Raw genomic sequence first — 15,790 nt, 5'->3', positions numbered from 1 at the left:
AGATTGTTTTTATTTGATGAAGCGCTCCGCAAACTTCTCTTTAATTATTAGTGAAACTTTGGATGGTTATTTTAGTATACATTCGATTATGTTCCGTCATCACTTTGATTAACGCTTCATGTCAATTGTATGTACTGTTTTCCTGGATTATTTTTGTGTCAATAATTCTATCACTTCCCTCGACTTTTGATGTGTATTAATAGTAGATTCGATTTGTTTATTTTTAATACATGTTATAAATTCCTCTAGCTCATAAAACATGGTATCAAATTTATGGTTCACACCAATCATCTCCGTTTCCCCATTTCTATATTTAATGACAACATTTTTCGGATCACTGATTTTATCGATTTCGATAACACCTTTTTCCCCTTGTATTTCACTTGGTAAATAGGAATCGGTGATTTTTGAATACATCATAACGGCTTCAAATGCATCATATTTCAAATACATACTACCCTGTCCATCAGCACCTGTTGATAGTAAATAATGATTTTGTTGAACAGATTTTGGCGCACCGACTAAATGAATTAATGGGGAGATGCAATAGACCCCCATGTCCATTTTTGCACCATTCCCTAATTCCGGCTTAAAGACATTTTCAATAAACCCGGCTTGATAGTTATCATATGCTGATGCATGGCGACTAAACTGAAATACAATTCGCCTTAGTGGGCCAATCTTATCCATGTTCTTTTTCAGATTAAGGAATGTCGGTGTTACTGTTGATTTCATAGCTTCCATATAGGTTGTTTGGTAATTCTGTGATGCTTCAATCACCTCATCTATCTCCCTTACAGACGTTACAGCTGGTTTTTCACAAAGGACATGGATACCGTATTTCATTGCCAAGATACTCTGTTTCGCATGTAATGCATTTGGTGATGCGATATAAACAGCCTCGATATCCCCACTTTTAAACATTTTTTCCATATTTGTATATACATTTTGAACATGATATTTCTCGGCAAAAGATTGACCTTTGCTAGTTGTTCTTGAATAGATCGCCCCAATAGTAAAATCAGGGTGTTGTTTTGCTGCTTTTATAAACCGATCCGTGATCCAATTCGTTCCTATGATTCCAAAATTCATTGACGATTCCCTCCATTTCATTACTGAATCCTATTATTTTTAATTATACATGATAAAGGCCACTAAAGGTGGTGGTTTTAGTCTTTGTTCCCTGCTTGTACGGCTTATAAAAAATAGCCATAATTACTATTGTTTATTCAAATAACTAATTTTTCCAAATGCTATTGCTTATACACAATGCAAATGGTTTAATTTATGTAGTTGGAATGTTAAGTACCTCAATTTTGAAAGCGTATCCAAAATGATAGAAGAAGGAGATTTGTAAATATGGAACAACGCGAACAGTTAGGAAAAACATTAAAGCCGCATTGGGTTTGGGCAATTGCTTTTGGATCGGCAGTTGGTTGGGGAGCATTTGTTTTACCGGTGGATTGGATGTCAATGGCTGGTCCATTAGGAGTCATTATTGGATTTTGTATTGGCGCAGTTTTGATGATCATTATCGGTGTAAGCTACGGTTTTCTTGTTAAGAAATTACCTGTGTCCGGTGGAGAATTTGCATATGCTTATTATGGTTTAGGTAGATACCATGCATTTTTCTGTGGTTGGTTCTTAACACTTGGCTATATGTCGATTGTAGCACTTAATGCATCAGCAATAGCGCTCCTAGGTAAATTTGTTTTACCTTCTGTTATTGAACAGGGATTTATGTATAATATTGCTGGATGGGAGGTTTATGCTGGAGAAGTTGTCATTGCTATTATCTCCTTAATTATCTTTGCGCTCATCAACATACGTGGATCAGATTTATCAGGTTTTTCCCAATTTGTCTTTTGTGTAGCATTACTTGCAGGATTAATTTTATTAACGATTGGTATGATCTTACATCCATCTAGTTCATTTACAAACTTACAGCCTGTTTTCAAGCCAGGTGTAGGTGCGATTTCTTCTATTATTGCCATCGTTGCTATTGCGCCATGGGCATATATTGGTTTTAGTAATATACCACAGGTGGCTGAAGAATTTGACTTTTCACCTAAAAAATCTTTTAAATTAATTGTGATCGCTCTACTTTGTGCGTGCTTTGCCTATTGTATCGCTGTTCTTGCTACCGGTGTAGGTCAATCATGGACAAACGCAGTGAATGCCGGTTCTGTTTGGGGAACAGGTACTATTGTGCAAAATGCCTATGGCGTATGGGGCGTAATTTTACTTTCCTTTGCACTATTAATGGGTATATTCACTGGTCTGAATGGATTTTATGCATCTACTAGTAGATTACTATTTGCAATGGGGAGAGCAAAGGTACTTCCAAAAGCATTTGGTAAATTACATCCTAAATACAAAACACCTCATATTGGCATTTTATTTACGCTAGCAGTAACTATGTTCGCACCATTCTTTGGCCGAGAAGCGTTACTATGGGTCGTTGACATGTCATCACTTGGTGTAACCATTGCCTACTTTTATGCTTGTTTTGTTGCTTATCGTTTATTCAAATGGTCGGACGCGTCAGTCGAACATGCAAGAGGTGTCTCAATCGTCGCTCCAGGTAGAAAATTCCTTTCACTATTAGGCGTTATTACTAGTATAGCTTTTTTCCTTTTACTAGCCGTACCAGGCTCACCAGGATTCTTGGGGACACCTTCATGGATTGCTTTATTAGTTTGGGTTGGTCTAGGGGCAATCTTCTTCCTTTCGCGCTTTAAAAAATATCGTGCGATTCCAAAAGATGAACTAGATCATTATGTATTAGGCGATTTTGTTGATAAAAAAACAGTGCCTGCATTAGATCCAGCTGTTGCAACTGTAAATGCAGATATAGAGGAATTAAAATAATCATTAATAATAACAAGGTACGGATCAAAAGTGTCCGTACCTTGTTATTATAATGGTTGTATCATTCTTCTAACTCTCGCTCTCCAGTATCTCTTCATTTTTCAACCGATTTACTCCACTACAAGGAATCATTTATTAGTAACTCAACATTCGCAGAGTAAAATTAACATATGGCCTTGATAAAATTAGGTAAGATGGTGATACACTGCTTAACTTGACTTTTGATAGAGCCTTTTCATTAATTTTGTCGTTTTTTATTATCACATTTATATAAACTGCGACATAAGAGCATGTTGATTTCCCAAGAGGCATGTTATTCCGCCTCCTCGGATCGATCCGGGCGGATGCTATTTACGGGAAGATACTTTGTCATTTTATTCAACTAAAGCATACTTTTATTGGCAAACGCTATACTTAGCAGCCCGTATACACGAAGATTCCAGCGGGAGGAAAGGCTAATAATGGTCACGTCCTGTGACCAACGCCGACACTAGAACACCGTGTTCGTCGAAAAGGCACCGGTGAGACCCCGCAGTGCGTAAGGAGGCCACTGAAAAAATGGTAGATTTTAAAAAATCTTGCTTTTCACCTTAATCTAGCATCTCGAATATACGGAGACTCCTGCGGGAAGTAAGAGATCGGCGAGACCCCACAGGACGGTAGTCCGAGGAGGCTCGACACTCGCCCGCGGAAAGCGAAGTATATTCGAAGATGCGATGGTAGATCCGCATATTATAGTGCTATATTTAACTTTTTCAGTGGCCTCGTGCGTAAGCACAAGAAGGCTCAGGAAGCCGCCTTAGGATGCGCGAAGTGTATACGGGATGCGGTCGTCTAAGTAACCTGTTTCCATTATCAGTGCTACAGATCTAACATAGATAGAATTTATGTCACAGCTTATCTCTTTCATGTAAAAAACAACCTTTTACTTTATAAGGTTTTCAAGGGAATTATTAGAAACATTCTTGGTTTAACTCGTATAACTCTTTAAACGTATTTTATTGGTGTGAAAGTTGAGTTAGTATTAAACGTTTTCAAACAAATAATAACCCCAGATGCAAATGAAGCATAAATAACCAAAGTCAAAATAAAGGTATCATCGAAATCATCGTCGATACTTGACCTAGCAATTCGTTTAAAATAATGGGGATAAGCAACCAATTAATCTACTTCAACCGAACTGCGTTTGCACTGTAATATAAATCGAGTTGAGCATACTACCATCTTTCTATATATTTACCGCTCAAATAAGACAAAAAAATTCCGTATCGAGTTCAATCGATACGGAATTTCCACCACGACTTTTATACTTATTTACCCCAAACGTCGTGATCTAAATGTTTATATTTATCTAAAAAGCGTGTCGGCATTTGTAATGCGTCTTTACGGAATGGCGGTGCAAGTTGTGTACCATCTACATAAATGTTGAGTACTGCCGGCTTCCGCTTTTTCAAAACCTCTTCCACGACAGGAACGATATCCTCTGGCTTCTCGATGGTATAACCAAGTGCTCCCATTGATTTGGCTACTTCAGCGAAATCAGGGGCATCGATATCAGAACCAATGAAACGATCGTCATAATAATCGACCTGATTCTTTTTCTCTGCTGCCCATGATTTATTGTTAAATACACAAGCAATAACTGGAATATTTTGTTCTACGGCAGTGCTTACCTCATGTAAGCTCATGCCCCAAGCACCATCGCCAATGATTGCTGCGACGGGTGTATCCGGCTCAGCTAATTGTGCACCAAGTGCTGCAGGATAAGCAAAGCCAGTGTTACCAAATGTTAATGCTGCGATATGACGTTTCGTTTGATTAAACTTCAAGTAGGCATTTGCAGTTGATGAAACATTTCCAATATCGGACGAGATAATCGTATTCTCTGGTAAAGCTTTTGTTAGCTCTAGTAATGCACGCCGTGGGTTAATGGGACTTCCATCTTCCATGGCTAAGTCGACTAATTCTTGTTCCCAGTCTTCTTTTACCTTACTTAATGCTTCCAGTCGATTTTGCTTTCGTTCTGGTGAAGATGATGCTGCTTGCAATTGTTTATATATTTCATCACTCGCTGCTTTGGCATCCCCGATTACCCCTACCTCAACTGGATGTGTTCTCCCGATTTGGCGCGGATTAATATCAACCTGAATGATTTTTGCGTCTTTTGGAAAATAATCAATATCGTAACATGGCAGTGTTCCAAAGACCGATAAACGCGTACCAATTGCTAAGACGACATCTGCTTTTTTCAGTGTATGCATCGCCGCTTTAGAACCCATATAACCAATTGGTCCGACTGCAAGCGGATGGTCCGCAGGGAAAGCATCGTTATGCATATAAGATACTGCAACAGGTGCTGTTAAATGCTCCGCTATTTTACCAACAGTGTCTACGCCGTCTGAATCTACTGCCCCACGTCCTGAGATAATAACTGGATATTCAGCGTCTTTTAATAGTGTTACAGCTTTTTCTATTGATGCTGGATCCCCACTCCCTCGCTTATCGGCACGGTATTGGTGGGGCTCTAAAATTTGATCTTCCAGTTCACCATAAAATAAATCTCTTGGAATATCATATAATACTGGTCCACGCTCAGCATAAGCAATACGAAAGGCTGTTCTTAAGCAATCCGCCACCCGACTTTTGTGCGTCACCCTTACAGTTTCTTTTGTAATATCTTCAAAAATAGATACTTGATTCGCTTCTTGGAATCCATCCCACCCAATGGTAGGTGTTCCTGCGGATGGTGATATAATAACCATTGGCGTATGCGCCTGATTAGCTGCAGCAACCGATGTAACCATATTCGTAATTCCCGGTCCATTCTGCCCAACGATAACCCCTGCCACACCTGAAACACGCGTATAGGCATCCGCCATGTGTCCAGCGCTTTGTTCGTGCCGTACCGGTAAGAAACGGATACCTGCTGTTGGAAATAAATCCAGCATATCCATAAATGCGGAACCGACAATGCCATAAACCTCTTTCACATTTTCTGCGACTAATGTTTCTACGATCGCTTCACTCGGAGTCATTTTCACCTTTTTATTTGTTGCTTTTTTTACTTCTGTTTGCTGCTTTGCCATTTTAAATTCCTCCCTTATCTATGATTCTTTCATCAAATTTTGTTTAGGATACGCTTACTTCTTGTTTGCCTGTCATCTTTCTTAATTCCTCAATAAATAACTCTGTTGTTGACTTTAGAACTTGCTCCTTACGAAAGGCGATATAAAAATAACGATAAAAAGAAATATTTTTAATCGGATAGGCAGTCAATAATTTTAGCTGCTGTTCCTTTATGATCGCATTTTTGGAAACAATGGAAACACCTAATCCAGATTCAACTGCTGCCTTAATTGCTTCGGTACTGCCTAATTCCATTACGACATTCAACCGATCAATGGACATGCCCGCCTGATTCAAATACTGTTCTAAAACTGCACGTGTGCCAGAACCTTTTTCCCGAACAATAAGCGGCGTACGTTTCAACTGTTCTATTGAAATTGTTATTTCGTTATTGGAAAAGTAATTTGGCGATGCGATTAAAATAAGTTCATCCTCGAGAAACGGTTCGACCATAATCTCTGGGTCATCGATGGGTGTTTCAATTAATCCGACATCGATAAACTGATCTTTAATACTTGTAATAATATTATTGGAATTGGAAATCTCAACACTCATTTGAATGAGTGGATACATATCCTTGAATTGCTTTAAATACTTAGGAAGAATATATTCACCAATGGTTAAACTGCATCCCATACTTAAATCGCCATGGATCATATCCTCGATCTTTAAAATTTCTTTTTGAGCAGAATCACTTAAGCGAATAATCTCCTTTGCGTATTTATACAAAATAACTGCAGATTGGGTCATCTCTACTTTTTTAGTCGTTCGTTCAAATAATTTGGTATGCAACTCTTCTTCTAGTGCTTTAATCTGTGAGGTAATCGTAGGTTGGGTGACAAATAATATTTTTCCGGCTTCTGAAAAACTCTTTTTTTCAGCCACAGCCATAAAAGTTCTTAACCTTTCGTAATTCATACCTTATTACATCCCCTCTAATTTTATGACCTCCAAATTAGTAGCAAGAGAATAGATTAGCAACCTATAAACTTCGTATTACCGAGTCGAGCGTTTCAACAAGAAAGTCTAAATCATCTTCCGTACTTGTCAGTGGTGGGGCAACTATAATCACATTATTTTGTCCTGGAACAGTATCACCATTTTTACCGACAATCAGCCCTTTTTCTTTACATGCCCCAATGATTTTCCCCATTTTGCCATCATCAATCGGCACTTTGGATTGTTTGTCTGTAACCATTTCCAGCCCTAGCAAAAATCCAACTTGACGAACTTCCCCGACATTTTCATGATCAATCAGCTGGTGAAGTTTTCCTAACTTGGATTTGCCAAGCTCACGCACCCGATCAACAATGTTTTCCCTTTCAATGATTTCGATGTTTTTAAGCGCTACTGCACAGGATGCGGGATGTCCCCCGTATGTTGACACGTGACGAAAGTGATTATCCTTTCCATCTTCTTTAAATGCATCATAGATTTCTGATTTAACCGCTGTCGCACCTAATGGTAAGTAGCCGCTCGTCAACCCTTTTGCCATTGTCACAATATCGGGCTGAACGCCCTCTGCATGCTTGAAGCCAAACATTTCTCCTGTCCTTCCGTATCCGGAAACAACTTCATCCATAATTAACAGTACATTATATTTTTTACAAATTTCCGCGACGCGCTGAATATATTTCGTCGATGGGATAATTACGCCACCACCAGAAATGAATGGCTCCATAATAAATGCACCCACTGTTTCTTCCCCTTCCCAATTGATCATTTCTTCCAATAATTGGGCTGCCTTTAAATCCGTTTCTTCAGGATCCCCATCAAAAATGGATCGATAGCTGTATGGTGGATATACATGTAAAAATCCTGGCACACCTGGATCATACTTCACTCGTCTATTGGCTTGTGCTGTTGCGCTTAATGCGCCTAGCGTTGATCCGTGGTATCCACGATAACGAGAAATAACTTTGAATTTTCCTGGATTACCGGTTTGGTTATGATATTGCCGTACCATTTTAAAAGCTGTTTCATTCGCTTCCGAACCACTATTGGAAAAGAAAGTTTGATAATCTGCTCCCAATAATTCACTGATTTTACCTGCCAGTTTAATTGCAGGCTCATGACTCATCGTTAAAGGAAAATAGGAAAGTTTCATCATTTGCTCTGCCGCTGCATCAACAATCTCCTGCTGGCCATGACCAAGATTTAAACACCATAGACCCGATACCCCATCAAGAAATTGATTTCCAGCCTCATCCGTAAACCATGAACCTTTACCTGTGGATGCGATTACTTCTTCCGCTCCTGGGTTAAATCGATGCATTGCATTCCAGAGATGTGATTCCTTTTTTTCCTCCGGTACATTACTCATTTCCGCTTTCGTTTTCATCATTTGTTCCCCCATCCCATTTCATAAAATGATTGTAAAACTATAAAGCTTAATAAGTTGAGACTGGATTACCTAAAACAGATGTTAGAGGTTTGTAAGACATGTTGTGTGTTTCAGCGACTTTTTCATGCGTAATATGACCAGCATGCGTATTGACACCTTTTGCCAAAGCTTCATTTGTTTCAATGGCCTTTTGCAGCCCTTTATTTGCAAGATAAACGCCATATTGACTTGTATTGTTTGTTAAAGATAATGTAGATGTTCGAGCAACTGCACCAGGCATATTTGCCACTGCATAGTGTAGAACACCATGCTTTTTATATACAGGGTCATCATGTGTCGTAATTCGATCAATCGTTTCTATTGAACCACCTTGATCTACAGCTACGTCAATAATAACGGAGCCTGGAGTCATTTCCTTTACCATATCCTCGCTAACCAATTGCGGTGCTTTAGCACCAGGTATTAGGACAGCACCGATTAATAAATCCGCTTTTTTTACTGCTTCTTGAATATTCAATGGGTTTGACATTAAGGTAGTAATCGCTCCACCAAACAAATCCTCCAATTCACGCAATCGTTTTGTATTAATATCAATAATCGTTACGTTTGCTCGGAGTCCCAGTGCCATCTTAGCCGCATTTGTACCAACGGCTCCACCGCCCATAATCACAACACTTCCTGGTTGAACACCCGGCACGCCACCCAATAAGATTCCTTTTCCCCCTTTTACATTTTCCAAGAATTGAGCACCAATCTGTACAGCCATTCTTCCGGCAACCTCACTCATTGGAGCAAGGAGCGGCAATGAGCCATCATTATTTTGTATCGTTTCATATGCAATCGCTGTAACTTTTTTAGTGACCAATTCTTTCGTTAATTCAGGTTCTGCAGCCAGATGTAAATACGTAAATAAAATTAATCCTTCACGTAAGAGGATGTATTCTTCTGGTTGCGGCTCTTTTACCTTCATCACCATGTCTGCAGACCATACTTCTTTGGCTGTCGATACAATATCAGCACCTGCATCTTTATATTCCCCATCAAGGAAACCGCTTTCATTTCCTGCGGAGGTTTCTATTAAAACCTTATGTCCTGCATCCACGAAAGCTGTAACACCCGATGGCGTTAGTGCTACCCGACGCTCATTATTCTTTATTTCCCGAGGTACCCCAATTTTCATCCCTTCACTCCCTTTATAAGATATGACATTACAACCACTTTCGACATCCGGACGTCCGAACCAGTTGAGTTATAATGAACTATCTTTAGTATACGCCAGAACAAGATGTAGTTTCAATATATTTCTTAAATTCAGATATTACTATTTTCAATATATATTATAACAAAAATTAATGAATGGTTAGAAATTAGCATTCAGCCGAATTTACGTGATAAATTTATTTTAAATGTGTACATATCACTGCGGTAAAATGCTTGTTCCATTTCAATAATCTGTCCTTCCTCATCCTTAATAACGCGCTCCGCAATAAGTACATGGGACCCAGATGGCACCTTTAGATATTCCCTATCTTCATTCAATAACATTCCACTGCTAATCGTTTGATCCGCTGCTGCAAATTGAATACCGAGTTCATTTTCCACTAAATCGTACAATGTTGCATTATCTAAGTCATATTTTACTAATTCTTTTCCAATCGCTACAGGGTAATAATGACGCTCTACTCCGATTGGAATATCATCTGCATAGCGAATTCGTTTAATAAAATATGCTTCCGTAAAGCCTGTGCGTTCCTGAATATATGTAGATGGTGTTGTCGTATAATGTGTAATTAATTTTGCACCAGGCTTCATTCCCATTTGGAGAATCGTCTCCGTCGTACTACTTAAGTTACCAAGCCAATCATGGATCGGCTTCAAAGAAACAAATGTACCTTTACCATGCCTTTTTTCAAGAATTCCTTCCTGAACTAAATGATTAATGGCCTCCCTGACTGTACTCCTGCTAATATTATATTCCTCCATAAACTGGCGTTCGCTTGGAATCTGATCGGTAAAAGTCCCGTCTATCACTTGTTTTTCTATCATAATTTTTAATTGAATATGTAGTGGTATCGAGCTAGTTGTATCCAGTTGCAAGTCTGTCTTCCTCTCTATCTATAGTTAGTTATAGAATAGCAGAATCTCAGACTAATTGGAAAACTAATTGCCCTAGAAACAAAGGATTTAAAAAAAGGCCCTCATTATAGACTACTGAGGGCTTTTAACTAGGCTGGTTATTTAGTACTTTTAATCATATTCATCAGTCCAGCGGCAACTTCTCCTGGGTTTTCAGCATTTGTTATGGCACTTCCTATAATAATTGTATCTGGTTCTTTTTCAATTAAATATGGCAGTGTCTTCATACTGATTCCGCCCGCAACCGTAACATCAAAATCAAAACCGTTTACTAATGAAAATAAAGTTGTATTAAAGCTCTTTGTACGCTGTTTATCTTTGCCAATATGCAAACTGATTAAATCAACACCAAGTTCATGTAGTTCGGCCACTCGATCCCGAAAAGAAACTTCCAGCAAATCAATCATGATACGTTTACCCATTTTTCGAGCAACTTCCAACGTATCTGTAATTGTAATATCTGAAGAAAAAGCCATCACAGTTGTTATATCAGCACCAGCTTCAAATGCCTGACGCGCTTCATGTTTGCCAGCATCACAGGTCTTCATATCAGCAACAAGTATTTTTTCCGGATAACGCTCTTTCATTTCTCTTACAAGCGACATACCATATTCCTTAACCATACCTGTACCTACTTCTATCACATCAATGCTCTGTTTCGTTTCATTCACAATTCGAAAACATTCATTTCTTGTTAAACGATCGAGTGCTAGCTGTAATTTCATTTTTTCACCTCTTTTTTACCTCTCAATTCGCTCAATTTCCCCAAGGCGTTCCTGTACATCCTCATAATAAGGCAATCCCTCATTATCTCCCGCCACCGAGACGACCATCGAACCAATTGTATTAGCAAAATGTAATGTTTTTTTAAGTTGCCAGTTGTGTAGTATACCGTAAAGAATCCCTGCATTAAACCCGTCTCCAGCACCAACTGTATCCACAACTTTGGATGCTTTTACTGGTGGTGCTACAACGATATCCCCACCATAGTAACCAACCGCACCCTTATCTCCCTGCTTAATAGCGATATAAGATATACCAAGTTGTTTCGCTTTTTCGATAATCATCTTTGGATCGCTTTCTCCAATAATAATATCCATTTCCTCATCACCAGCGAGCAGAATATCAACATGTGGTAACAGCTTAGATAGAGTCTCTCTTGCTTCTTGCTTGCTCCACATACGAAGTCGAATATTTGGGTCAAAGGAAACCTTTAGCCCATGCCTTTTTGCCAGAGCAATTGCCTGCTCAACAATTTTGATATGGTTCGGTCCAATTGCAGGAAAAATACCTGTAAAATGTAAGATTTTTGCTTGCTTAAAATAGGCTTCATTTAAATCTGCAGGTGTCATGGTCAATGTTGGCGATTTGTCCCTATAATAGAAGGTTCTTACATTACCATCTTCCATGATTTCTTTAAAATTCAATGAAGTTGGATAAGATTCTACTAGAGACAATTGGGACACATCTATCCCCTCTCCACGAGCAAAGGTTTGAATGTATCTACCAAATTCATCATTACCCAACCTACTGATCCACCCCGCCTTCAATCCTAGACGTGAGCAGCCTATAGCAACATTTAATTCTGCTCCACCAACTTTTTTTCTAAATCCATTTACATATTTCATCGGCCCTTTTACATCCGGATCAAATGTGATCATGGATTCACCAATCGTGATAACGTCATTCATTTATATACCTCCCAGTAATGCTACATATCGTAATGCTCATTATTTGTATTTCGGTAAAATATCTATGCCTTTCTTTGTTGCAATGATTACTATGTCAGCCATTTCCGAAAATAAACCTGTTTCCACTACACCAACAGCTAGCTTTAATTGTTCATGTAATTGCTTTGGCTGTCTGATTTCAGTGAATTGACAATCCAAAATATAATTGCCGTTATTAGAAACAAATACTTTATTATCTACTTCCCTTAATTGTGGGATACAGCCATGCTCAGTAATATTTTTCGCAGTAAGTTCCCAGCCAAATGGAACGACTTCAACAGGAAGCGCAAACGCCCCCAAATGGGGGACCATTTTAGATTCATCCACAATAATAATTAATTGCTTCGCTTCAGCATCGACTATCTTCTCTCTGACCAATGAACCTCCACCACCTTTCAGAAGATTCAGATCATTATCCACCTCATCCGCACCATCAATTGCTAGATCTATTTGTTCCACCTCTGAGAAAGTTGTTAATGGAATACCAAAATCTTTTGCCAGCTTTTCTGTCTTTACCGAAGTCGGTATCCCTTTTATATCCAAACCTTCTTTTATGCGTTCAGCTAACTTTTTCAGCATCCAATAAATCGTTGAACCTGAACCTAAACCAATAACCATGCCATCTTTTATATAATTGACAGCCGCTTCCCCAGCATTTTTCTTACTTTGTTCTATTTGCGTTAACATGTTCTCACTCCTTCAATCGTTTTAAAACAATCCCGGATTAATCATTTTTGGAATATAAAAGGCGATATCAGGGAAAAATGCGATAAATAACAGTACAATTAAAACAATCGCGATATATGGAAGTACGGCAATAAAGGATCTTTCAATCGTGAGATCACCGATCTTTGCTGCGAGTAATAAACATAATCCATATGGTGGTGTTACAAGCCCAATCGCCAAGGTCATAACAATAATTAATCCAAGGTGTACTGGTTCAATTCCGAATTGTAGCGCCGTTGGCAAAATGACTGGCACAAATAGAATCATTGCCGGAATTGCATCCATAAATGTGCCAATGAAAAGGAAGAAAGCGATAATAAGTAACATAAATACCCATTTAGTACCTACATGATCCGTGAAGAATTCCTGTGCCATTGTTCCTAGTTGGTAATAACTCATCAACTCACCTAGTGCACTAGCAGCAGCTAAGGCAAACAACGATAAAGAACTTAAGCCCAGTGTATCAATTAGTATTTTCGGTAAATCTTTTAATTTAAGTGTTTTATAAAGGAATATACTAATAATTATCGTATATAATGACGCAACTGCTGCGGCTTCAGTCGCTGTAATTAAGCCGGAAATTATCCCACCAATAATAATAATTGGTGTAAATAAAGCTGGAATTGTCTGAACAAATAACTTTATAAACTTAGTGAATTCAACACGCGCTGTTTTGGGGTAATTTCTTTTTACAGCTAAGATATATACAAAAATCATCATGCCGAGCCCAATTAAAATACCTGGAATGATCCCTCCAAGAAATAACGCGCCTATTGATGCGTTTGTTAAACCTGCAAAAATGATCATCGGAATACTTGGTGGAATAACAACGCCTATTGTTGATGATGCAGCAGTAACCGCTACTGATGTTTCCTTGTCATAGCCATTCTTCGTCATACTTGGAATAAGTATTTTACCAACTCCTGCTGTATCTGCTTGTGCAGCGCCTGATACTCCAGCAAACATCATAGATACTAATATATTTGTATGCGCTAATCCGCCGCGTATTGGCCCCACAATTGCCATTGCAAGGTCAATCAATTTCGTGGAAATTTTTCCGGCGTTCATTAGATTCGCAGCAAAAATAAATAATGGCACTGCCAATAATACAAAGGAATCCAGGCCATTCACCATTTTCATCGGAACCGTTGCTTCTGGTGTATAAGGGATGTTAAATATACCTATTAGTGCAACAATACCTATTACAAACGCGATTGGTACACCGATAAGCATTAATACAATAAACACTCCAAGTAATAAAAATCCCATTATTCATTTACCTCCTTTGCGCTAAGTAATTTTATATGTTCCATTAGGTGGGAAATAGAATAAATGATCATACTACCTGCCATGATCGGAATCGAAATCCAAACATAACCCATTTTCATTTCCGGTATTGCTGCCCATGTATAATTCCAAAATTCACTAACTACCTGCAAACCAAGTAAAAATATAAACAGATTAAATATAATCAAAACAAGATCACTAATCAGCTGTATCGATGCTTTTTTCTTATGCCTAAATTTCCTTAAAATAAAATCAAAATTAAAATGCTCCCGCCTTTTTACCATTACAGCTGCCCCCATAAATACGGCCCATATAAAAGAATAATTTGCTACCTCTTCAGTCCAAATTACAGATATACCCATATGCCTTGTAATGATTTGAAAAATAATGACTAGGAAAAAGATAGACAAAAATATTACGCCTGCAATCAACTGTACCTTCTCTAGTGCCCGTACAAAACGATCCATAAGTGTACCTCCTCATTTATCATTTATTTAAATGTTACAAAATAGAATTTTGATCCTTTACTCCATGTCTCTAATCTCCTGCAATAACTTCTCAACACCAATGTCTTTTGCAGCTTGATCCTGGATTGGATTCACTAATTCCATAAATGGTTCTTTATCAATTTCATTCACTTCTGCTCCTTCATCAATTGCTTTTTGCTTATATTCTTCATCCTGCTTATCAACTGCTTCACGCTCAGCTTTCACCGAGGCTTCTGCTGCCTTTAAGATTATCTCTTGATGTTCTTTTGAGTAAGCATCAAACTTATCCCCATTAAACAATAAAAATCTTGTTGTATAATCATGTGCAGTTTCTGTAATATATTTGCCATTTTTCGTCGTATGATGGTTTTCCTGCACGAAATACGGATAAGAGTTTTCTGAAGCGTCTACAACGTCCTGTTGCAACCCCTGATACAATTCACCCCATGATATAGATGAGGGAATCGCTCCTGTTTTCTTCCAGAAGTCTCCTACTACTCCAGAAGTTTGGGTCCGGATCGACACTCCTTTTAAATCATCGATGGTTTCGATTGGCTTTTTTCCATAATAATGTCTAACACCGGCAGACCAATAACCGAGTAATTTAAAAGAATTATTAGATTTTTCATTGATTAACTCACTCATTTTTTCTCCAGGATCTCCATCCACGGTAGATTCCCATTGCTCATAACTCGAAAATAAATAGGGAAATGAAAATAGATCAACTTCTTTTATACCCGTTTGTGTCATAAAACCTGGAGATACGAGTACCATATCAGCTGCACCTAATTGCAGTTTTTCTACCAGTTCAGATTCCTCTGTCCCAATTGTTCCCGCATGTACTTCTACTTCAATCGATCCATTTGATTCTTCTTCTGCAATTTTTTTAAATTCCAGCAAACCTACTTGGTAGGGACTATCTGGCGATGTCTGGTTATGTGCGGAGATAATTTTAATGGTTCCTTCATCCTCATCCCCGCCATTCTCACTACATGCAGTTAAGATAGCAAGCGCTATCATAATTAATATTAATGGAACATTTTTAAGTCCTGTCATGTTTTTAAACTCCCTTCTGCTTGTTT

General features: G+C 38.4%; 13 protein-coding genes. 1 reads left to right on the top strand and 12 read right to left on the bottom strand.

Going from position 1 to position 15,790, the window contains the following annotated elements:
• Window positions 1-147: 147 nt before the first annotated feature.
• A complete protein-coding gene (locus JOC34_RS08465; RefSeq protein ID WP_205136313.1) occupies window positions 148-1,092 on the bottom strand; it encodes a Gfo/Idh/MocA family protein in 945 nt (314 codons plus the stop codon).
• Window positions 1,093-1,359: 267 nt separating this feature from the next.
• Between JOC34_RS08465 and JOC34_RS08460 the strand changes: the two genes are divergently transcribed.
• Entirely contained in the window at window positions 1,360-2,871 is a 1,512-nt protein-coding gene (locus JOC34_RS08460; RefSeq protein ID WP_205136312.1) for an APC family permease, read from the top strand.
• Window positions 2,872-4,181: 1,310 nt separating this feature from the next.
• On the opposite strand, the gene xsc is transcribed toward JOC34_RS08460, so the two are convergent.
• From xsc to JOC34_RS08405, 11 genes are all read right to left on the bottom strand, one after another.
• Window positions 4,182-5,957 carry a sulfoacetaldehyde acetyltransferase gene (xsc, locus tag JOC34_RS08455; protein ID WP_205136311.1) on the bottom strand — a complete coding sequence of 592 codons (1,776 nt, stop codon included), beginning with the start codon at window positions 5,955-5,957 and terminating at the stop codon, window positions 4,182-4,184.
• 43 nt (window positions 5,958-6,000) lie between these two features.
• Window positions 6,001-6,915, bottom strand: a complete 915-nt coding sequence (locus JOC34_RS08450) for a selenium metabolism-associated LysR family transcriptional regulator (protein ID WP_205136310.1) — start codon at window positions 6,913-6,915, stop codon at window positions 6,001-6,003.
• A 64-nt stretch (window positions 6,916-6,979) separates the two neighbouring features.
• Complete coding sequence (locus JOC34_RS08445; protein ID WP_205136309.1) at window positions 6,980-8,338, bottom strand: aminotransferase; 1,359 nt, start codon at window positions 8,336-8,338, stop codon at window positions 6,980-6,982.
• Between the two features lie 49 nt (window positions 8,339-8,387).
• Window positions 8,388-9,521: an alanine dehydrogenase gene (ald, locus tag JOC34_RS08440; protein WP_205136308.1), complete on the bottom strand. Its 1,134-nt coding sequence runs from the start codon at window positions 9,519-9,521 to the stop codon at window positions 8,388-8,390.
• Window positions 9,522-9,715: 194 nt separating this feature from the next.
• Entirely contained in the window at window positions 9,716-10,438 is a 723-nt protein-coding gene (locus JOC34_RS08435) for a GntR family transcriptional regulator (RefSeq protein WP_205136307.1), read from the bottom strand.
• 137 nt (window positions 10,439-10,575) lie between these two features.
• Window positions 10,576-11,202 carry a 3-hexulose-6-phosphate synthase gene (gene hxlA, locus JOC34_RS08430; protein WP_205136306.1) on the bottom strand — a complete coding sequence of 209 codons (627 nt, stop codon included), beginning with the start codon at window positions 11,200-11,202 and terminating at the stop codon, window positions 10,576-10,578.
• Window positions 11,203-11,217: 15 nt separating this feature from the next.
• A complete protein-coding gene (locus JOC34_RS08425; RefSeq protein ID WP_205136305.1) occupies window positions 11,218-12,168 on the bottom strand; it encodes a sugar kinase in 951 nt (316 codons plus the stop codon).
• A gap of 39 nt (window positions 12,169-12,207) precedes the next feature.
• Window positions 12,208-12,894 (bottom strand): ribose-5-phosphate isomerase RpiA, encoded by a 687-nt coding sequence (gene rpiA, locus JOC34_RS08420; protein ID WP_205136304.1) that lies wholly within the window; start codon window positions 12,892-12,894, stop codon window positions 12,208-12,210.
• A 21-nt stretch (window positions 12,895-12,915) separates the two neighbouring features.
• A complete protein-coding gene (locus JOC34_RS08415) occupies window positions 12,916-14,202 on the bottom strand; it encodes a TRAP transporter large permease (protein WP_205136303.1) in 1,287 nt (428 codons plus the stop codon).
• The gene (locus tag JOC34_RS08410) at window positions 14,202-14,687 is read right to left on the bottom strand and encodes a TRAP transporter small permease (RefSeq protein WP_205136302.1); all 486 of its coding nucleotides are present in this window, start codon (window positions 14,685-14,687) and stop codon (window positions 14,202-14,204) included. Before JOC34_RS08410 ends, JOC34_RS08415 begins: the two co-directional genes overlap by 1 nt.
• A 57-nt stretch (window positions 14,688-14,744) precedes the next feature.
• Entirely contained in the window at window positions 14,745-15,764 is a 1,020-nt protein-coding gene (locus JOC34_RS08405) for a TRAP transporter substrate-binding protein (RefSeq protein ID WP_205136301.1), read from the bottom strand.
• Window positions 15,765-15,790: the final 26 nt, after the last annotated feature.

The sequence above is a fragment of the Virgibacillus halotolerans genome, assembly GCF_016908515.1.
Classification (GTDB): Bacteria; Bacillota; Bacilli; order Bacillales; family Amphibacillaceae; genus Virgibacillus_M; species Virgibacillus_M halotolerans.
Note: the sequence above shows the minus strand (reverse complement) of the source record. Positions and strands in the feature narration are given on the sequence as shown.

Excerpts from the sequence above, each read along its gene's own strand:
- JOC34_RS08445 (WP_205136309.1), bottom strand. The coding sequence starts at position 8,338 with ATGAAAACGAAAGCGGAAATGAGTAATGTACCGGAGGAAAAAAAGGAA.
- ald (WP_205136308.1), bottom strand. The coding sequence starts at position 9,521 with ATGAAAATTGGGGTACCTCGGGAAATAAAGAATAATGAGCGTCGGGTA.
- JOC34_RS08410 (WP_205136302.1), bottom strand. The coding sequence starts at position 14,687 with ATGGATCGTTTTGTACGGGCACTAGAGAAGGTACAGTTGATTGCAGGC.
- hxlA (WP_205136306.1), bottom strand. The coding sequence starts at position 11,202 with ATGAAATTACAGCTAGCACTCGATCGTTTAACAAGAAATGAATGTTTT.
- JOC34_RS08450 (WP_205136310.1), bottom strand. The coding sequence starts at position 6,915 with ATGAATTACGAAAGGTTAAGAACTTTTATGGCTGTGGCTGAAAAAAAG.
- JOC34_RS08465 (WP_205136313.1), bottom strand. The coding sequence starts at position 1,092 with ATGAATTTTGGAATCATAGGAACGAATTGGATCACGGATCGGTTTATA.
- JOC34_RS08405 (WP_205136301.1), bottom strand. The coding sequence starts at position 15,764 with ATGACAGGACTTAAAAATGTTCCATTAATATTAATTATGATAGCGCTT.
- xsc (WP_205136311.1), bottom strand. The coding sequence starts at position 5,957 with ATGGCAAAGCAGCAAACAGAAGTAAAAAAAGCAACAAATAAAAAGGTG.
- JOC34_RS08425 (WP_205136305.1), bottom strand. The coding sequence starts at position 12,168 with ATGAATGACGTTATCACGATTGGTGAATCCATGATCACATTTGATCCG.
- JOC34_RS08415 (WP_205136303.1), bottom strand. The coding sequence starts at position 14,202 with ATGGGATTTTTATTACTTGGAGTGTTTATTGTATTAATGCTTATCGGT.
- rpiA (WP_205136304.1), bottom strand. The coding sequence starts at position 12,894 with ATGTTAACGCAAATAGAACAAAGTAAGAAAAATGCTGGGGAAGCGGCT.
- JOC34_RS08460 (WP_205136312.1), top strand. The coding sequence starts at position 1,360 with ATGGAACAACGCGAACAGTTAGGAAAAACATTAAAGCCGCATTGGGTT.